Below are 6,153 nucleotides of genomic sequence, written 5' to 3'. Positions count from 1 at the left end.
GGTTCACGGCGTCCCCGCACTCCGACACCGCCCCGCCACCCCACGGAAAGCCGGCTGTTGCTGTTGCTGTTGCTGTTGAGGTTGCCGGCCAGCGACCGGCACTACAGCAGGTGCAGGGCGCAGCCCTGCCGACCAACCTACCTTCGCGGCAGGTAGGTCACCAGTGACAGGTCATGCCGGCTCTCCGGCACCAGCGCCACGTACTGCAGGTCCAGCAGCCCGCGCGTGGGATGGTTCAGCTTCTTCGCACCTTCGTCGAAACGACGCACATCGTGCTCGGGCCACCACTGGCGGAACTGCTCGCTGTGCGCACCGATGTCCTCGGCCAGTGCCAGGAACGGCGCCTTGTCCGGCGCCTGCGCCATCGCCGCGCGGAAGCTGGCCAGCAGCCCGCGGGTCATTTCTTCCCAGTTGAGGATCAGCGTGCGGTACGGCGGATACAGGAACATCAGCCGCAGCGTGTTGCGTTCGTGCGGCGCCAGCTGACCGTAATCAACAAACAGATCGGCGATGGCCGGGTTCCAGGCCAGGATGTCGAATCGGGTATTGCGCACGTAGGCCGGGATCGGCTGCATCGCCTCCACCAGCTGGCGCAGGCCGTCGGTCACCGTCTCGTCGGGCGATTCCAGCGGCACGCCATAGCCGGACAGCGCGAACGCGTAGGCGCGCTCGTCGTCGCTCAATCGCAGTACCTGCGCCAGGCGCTCCAGCACCTCGGGCGAGGCGCGCACTTCGCGGCCCTACCGGCGTTGCGGCACGCCTAAGACCGCCCGCAACGCAGGGCCCGGGCAGCGGACGGTACCGCTGTCGCCGGGCACGCATCAGGCATCGATGCGCTTGGAGCCGACCGCCAGGCCGGCCTTCAGGCTGGCCTCGACGAACTCGTCCAGGTCRCCGTCGAGCACCTTCTGCGTATCCGAACGCTCGATGCCGGTGCGCAGGTCCTTGATACGGCTCTGGTCGAGCACGTAGTTGCGGATCTGGCTGCCCCAGCCGATATCGGACTTGGTGGCTTCCACCGCATCACGCTCGGCGTTGCGCTTCTGGATCTCCAGCTCGTACAGCTTGGCGGCCAGCATCTTCATCGCGTTGTCGCGGTTCTGGTGCTGGCTACGGCCGGTCTGGCAAGCCACGACCGTGTTGGTCGGGATGTGGGTGATACGCACCGCCGACTCGGTCTTGTTGACGTGCTGACCACCGGCACCGGACGAGCGGTACACGTCGGTACGCAGATCGGCCGGGTTGATGTCGATTTCGATGTTGTTGTCCACTTCCGGCGACACGAACACCGAGGTGAAGCTGGTATGGCGGCGGTTGTCCGAGTCGAACGGCGACTTGCGCACCAGGCGGTGCACGCCGGTCTCGGTCTTCAGCCAGCCATAGGCGTAGTCGCCTTCCACGCGCAGCGTGGCCGACTTGATGCCCGCGACGTCGCCACCGGACACTTCCATCAGCTCGGTCTTCCAGCCACGCGATTCACACCAGCGCAGGTACATGCGCAGCAGGATCTCGGCCCAGTCCTGGGCTTCGGTACCACCGGCACCGGCCTGGATGTCGACGAACGCCGGAGCGTTGTCCATCTGCCCGGAGAACATGCGCTGGAACTCCAGCTTCTCCACGTGCGCCTGGTGCTTGTCCAGGTCGGCCACCACGGCCAGCGCGGTGTCCTCGTCCTGCTCGGACTCGGCCAGCTCCAGCAGTTCGGTGGCGTCGCTCAGGCCCTCCAGCACCGCGGCGATGCCGCCCACGGTCTTTTCCAGGGTCGAGCGCTCGCGCCCCAGGTTCTGGGCGTACTCGGCATTGTTCCAGACGTCGGGGCTTTCCAGCTCCCGCGTTACTTCCTCAAGACGCTCTTTCTTGGCGTCGTAGTCAAAGATACCCCCGGAGCGACAACACGCGATCGGTCAGATCGGCGATGCGCTGGCGGACAGGATTCAGTTCGATCATGTCGGCGGTTATGCATTCAAAAGATGACTGCAAATGATACCGCAGGCCGGGGTGAACCGGCGCAGAAGCCGGTCCCGCCCTGCCACGCCCCTACCCGCCCAAGGCCTGGCGCAGCAACGGCAGCTGGCGCCGGCTGCAGGGTACCTTGGCCCCATCGGCCATGTGCAGCAAGGCCTCGCCCCCATCCAGCGGCTCGATCGAGCGCAGCTGGTCACGGTTGACCAGCCAGCTGCGGTGGCTGCGCAGGAACAGGACCGGGTCCAGCCGCGCCTCCAGCACGGCCATGGTGATCCGCAGCGGGTAGTCATGCCCGCGCACCCGCAGGTTCACATAGTTGCCGGCGGCCTGGGCGTACTCGACGTCGGCCGTGGCCACCAGGAACTCCTTGCCCAGCTTGCGCACAAGGAAATGGTCGGGGCGATCGACCGGTTCGACCGGCGGGCCCTCATCGGGGGCGGCAAGCAGGGTCGCTTCACCCTGGCGGCGGCGGCCGAACCAGGCCAGGGCATGGACTGCCGAGACCAGCAGCGCATAGGTCTGGATGTCCTTGAAGAACTCGTAGAACCATTGCGCCGGCCAGTCCCCAAAGGTGTAGTGGCTGCCAAGCACGGCGTGGGCGGCCTTGCGCAGCAGGACCATCGCACTCACATGCAGCAGCCACCACGCAACCGCGCCCAGCAGATACGGCACCAAGCGCTGTCGCCAGGTATCGGTGTGCAGCGGCCAGCGCGAAGCGGCGCGGATCAGCACCGCCAGCAGCAGCAGCGACACCAGCGCACTGCTGAACTCGTCAATCGTGGCCGCCATCCATTGGGAGGGCAGCCCATCGCGCGCCGCCATCATGGCCTTGGCCAGCACATTGGCCGCCGCCGTCCCCAGGAACAGTACGACCCAGAACACGGCTGCCTGCCGCCCTTGCCTGCCGTTGCCCATCGATTCGCCACGCACGTCCGGGTCCTGCTGGTTGTACTCATCCATCACTGGATTATCGCCAACCACAGCCCCGCTGACGTACGCCATTCGTCCCCCCGCCCCGCCATTGGGCCCTGCCGGGCATCCAACCGCCCCTTGCTGCTGGCGACAGCCCACAAGGACTTCCACTCTGCGAGGACTCCAACACGGATACCGCCATGACCCGCCGCCACGACCTCGACACCCTGCGTATCGGTGCCTTCGGGCTGTTGATCCTCTACCACGTGGCCATGGCCTACGTGGCCGGATGGGACTTCCACCTCAAGAGCGTCCACACCGCGGAGTGGCTGCAATGGCCGATGATCGCGCTGAATCGTTGGCGCATGCCGCTGCTGTTTGCCATCTCCGGCATTGCACTGGGCCTGTGCCTGCCTGCGCAGGGCCGTTGGCGGTTCGCGTTACGGCGCAGCGGGCGGCTGTTGTTGCCGCTGTTGTTCGGCATCGTCGCGGTCGTTTCGCTGCAGGCCTACTGTGAAGCGGTGGACAAGGGCGACGTCACGCCAGGGCTCGGTGCATTCCTGTGGCGCTACTGGCAGTTCCGGCCGTGGCCGGGAGCCAGCTTCACCGGTGCCGCCTATGGCTTCACCTGGAACCACCTGTGGTACCTGGCCTATCTGATCCCTTACACGCTGCTGGCGATCGTGTTGGCCAGCGTAGTGCGGCCGCTGCACCACCGCCTGCCGGGCCTGCCTGCGGGCGACCGCTGGGTGGCCACGCTGGGCCTGCTGCTGCCGGTGCTGTGGCTGGCGTGGGCGCTGCTGGTGATCCTGCCCGCCCACCCGCCAACCCATGCGCTGGTCGATGACCTGTACGTCCACGCCGAATCGCTGCCCCTGTTCCTCGGCGGCTTCCTCGCCGCGCGCTGGCAGCGCGGCTGGGATCTGCTGGTGCGCGGCCGGCGGTTGACCCTGGCGCTGGCCGTTGTCGGGCTGACTGTCGAACTGGGCATCCGCGCGTTGGGGCGGATGCCCGACCTCGGCGATCTGCCGCAATGGGTGCTGGCGCTGCCGTGGGCGCAGACCGAGCGCGTTGGCCGAGCGCTGTACACCTGGTGTTCCCTGCTGGCCCTCTTCGGATGGGCGCAGGTCCTGCTGGCGCGGCCATGGCGTGGCCTGGGCTACTGCCGCGAGGCGGTGTTCAGCTGGTACATCCTGCACCAGACCGTGCTGATCATGCTGTTGTACTGGTTGCGTCCCCTGCAGCTGGGCGCATGGCTGGAGCCGGCGCTGGTGATTGTAGGCACCGTCGCCGGCTGCCTGCTGATCCATGAACTGCTGGTACGCCGTGTGCGCTGGCTGCGGCCGCTGTTCGGGTTGCGTGCCGATCGCAACGGCGCAGTGAGCATCACGCAGGACCACAGCGCCGGCCGCCGGGCATGGCCCGGCGCTACCGCACCTCGAACTCGCCGACCAGCACCGTCTCGGCACGATCCTTCAGCCGCATCGTGATCATCTGGTCCTTCTGCTTCGGCGTGCCCCAATGGGTGGTCAGGCGCAGCATCAGCGTCGTCGCACCGGTCACCAGCTGCTGGCGGCTGCCGAAGTAGTTCGCCTCCACCTTGTACTTGCCCGGCTTGGCGTTGCGCAGCGAGAACTGTTCCGGACCATAGCCACCGGTGAAGTCCTGCGACATCTGCCCACCCTGGTAGGTCAGGCGGTTGCCGTAGTACGCACGCTCGCCGTTCGGGTCGGTGACCCACAGGTCCATGTCGCTGTTGTCGGCATCCCAGGCCAGCACCACGCGCAGGTCCAGTGGCATCGCCTGCAGCAGGCGCGGGTCGATGCCGGTGGTATCCAGGCGCGGCGTGCTGCCGGCCACCAGGTTGGTCAGTTCATCCAGGGCGATCAGCGCGATGCCGTCGAAACGACCATCCCACGGCCGCACGACCACCTGGTACAGCGGCGCCAGCGCCTGCTGCGGCTTGCCCGCTGCGGCCAGCGCCAGGCCCAGATCACGGAAGCTCTGCGGTTCCTCCTGGCCCATCGCCAGCACCTGCTCGAACACCGGCACCGCCAGTGCGGGTGCATCGGCCTGCAGCAGGCGGTAGCCGAGAACGCGCAGCAGATGGCGGTTGTCCAGCTCCATCTCGGCCAGGTTGGACAGCACGCGCAGGGCAAGATCGCGCTGGCCCTGTTCGATCAACAGGTCGGCCACGTCGAGGAAGAACGCACTGCTGTTGGCGTTCGCAGCGCGCTCGGCCAGATAGCGGTCGTACAGCTGCGACGACGGCCCCTGGCGCAGGCGGCGGGCAACCGGCGAATCCGATTGCCAGGCGGCCAACCGGATTCCCAGCTGGCCGTCATTGGCGGCGGCCGGTGCATTGGACGCCGTGGGTTCGATGGCAACTGCATCCATCGCGGCCTCCAGGCCCGCAGGTGCCTGCCGCGGCGGCGATCGACGGGCGCGCGCGCTGCTGGACTCCGCCCGCTGCTCGGCGGCAACGGCCATCGGCGCTGGCGCGGGAGGAGGCGCGGCGAGCATCGCCACCGGGGCAGCCGCATACGCGTCCTGACCGACCACTTCCAGCGCCTTCGCCTGCACGCGCATGCCCTTCGGCCAACGGCGGCTCCACCATTGCTGGCGCTGCTGCCACTGCGTCACCACCTTGTCCAGGCGCTGACGGTCGGCGGCATCGCGATCTGCAACCTGGCGTGCGAAGCGCTGGTCGTACTGGGCGCGCAAGGCACCTGCGGGGCGGATCGCGTAGCGCAGGTAGTCGTCCAGCGTTTCCAGCACGATCAGTGAAGTGTCCGGGCCCACCAGGCTGAACTGCTGCGACAGGCGCTGCATCGCCTCGCGATTGCCGCGCCGATCGGTCGACAACTGCTGCAGGCGTGCCTGTGCCCACAGGCCGGCCAGCAGATCGCCATCGGCGCTGGTGGAGCTCTCCGGCAGTGCCTGCCATTGCCCACCGGCAATGCGCACCCGCATCGGCACACCTTCGGCCGCCAACCGCGCATGCAACCACAGCCAGCCCTGGGCCTGGCTGCGGCGGTCGACCACCACGTCCTGCACGCCACGGCCGGCATCGATCTGGACATCCAGTGGCATCGACAGCAGCTCCCGTGCAGCGGCATCGATATCGCTGCCGAGCGCCACGAAACTGCCAGCATGCGCCTCGCTCCAACCGCGCAGGCGTGTGGCATCGGTGCGTGCGCCGGCACTGCTGACCGCAAACAGGCGCTGATCGGCGGCCAACGCCGGCAGTGCTTCCGGCCCATAGGTCAGCAGGCC

Annotated in this window: 4 protein-coding genes and 1 pseudogene; 1 reads left to right on the top strand and 4 read right to left on the bottom strand. The window is 67.7% G+C overall.

Annotated features, from left to right (window positions below):
* Positions 1-137: 137 nt before the first annotated feature.
* The 3 genes and pseudogenes from AC1VAN_RS09840 to AC1VAN_RS09830 all read right to left on the bottom strand — a co-directional run.
* A pseudogene (locus AC1VAN_RS09840) lies at positions 138-740 on the bottom strand (MmyB family transcriptional regulator); the annotation flags it as partial.
* 81 nt (positions 741-821) lie between these two features.
* Positions 822-1,947 (bottom strand): peptide chain release factor 2 gene (gene prfB / locus AC1VAN_RS09835; RefSeq protein WP_099783880.1). Its coding sequence is split into 2 segments (ribosomal slippage): positions 822-1,871 and positions 1,873-1,947, totalling 1,125 coding nucleotides; the frame shifts between segments, so codons are not numbered across the junction.
* 90 nt (positions 1,948-2,037) lie between these two features.
* Positions 2,038-2,880, bottom strand: coding sequence for a LytTR family DNA-binding domain-containing protein (locus AC1VAN_RS09830; protein WP_301909887.1), 843 nt, complete (start codon positions 2,878-2,880; stop codon positions 2,038-2,040).
* Positions 2,881-3,077: 197 nt separating this feature from the next.
* Here AC1VAN_RS09830 and AC1VAN_RS09825 point away from each other — a divergent pair, with 197 nt between their 5' ends.
* The gene (locus AC1VAN_RS09825) at positions 3,078-4,367 is read left to right on the top strand and encodes an acyltransferase family protein (protein ID WP_442252238.1); all 1,290 of its coding nucleotides are present in this window, start codon (positions 3,078-3,080) and stop codon (positions 4,365-4,367) included.
* On the opposite strand, the gene AC1VAN_RS09820 is transcribed toward AC1VAN_RS09825, so the two are convergent.
* On the bottom strand, positions 4,306-6,153 hold a 1,848-nt coding region (locus AC1VAN_RS09820), incomplete at its 5' end, for a DUF2135 domain-containing protein (RefSeq protein WP_480985723.1). The genes AC1VAN_RS09825 and AC1VAN_RS09820 overlap by 62 nt on opposite strands.

This window comes from Stenotrophomonas sp. 05L44_2 (assembly GCF_056665995.1).
Note: the sequence above shows the minus strand (reverse complement) of the source record. Positions and strands in the feature narration are given on the sequence as shown.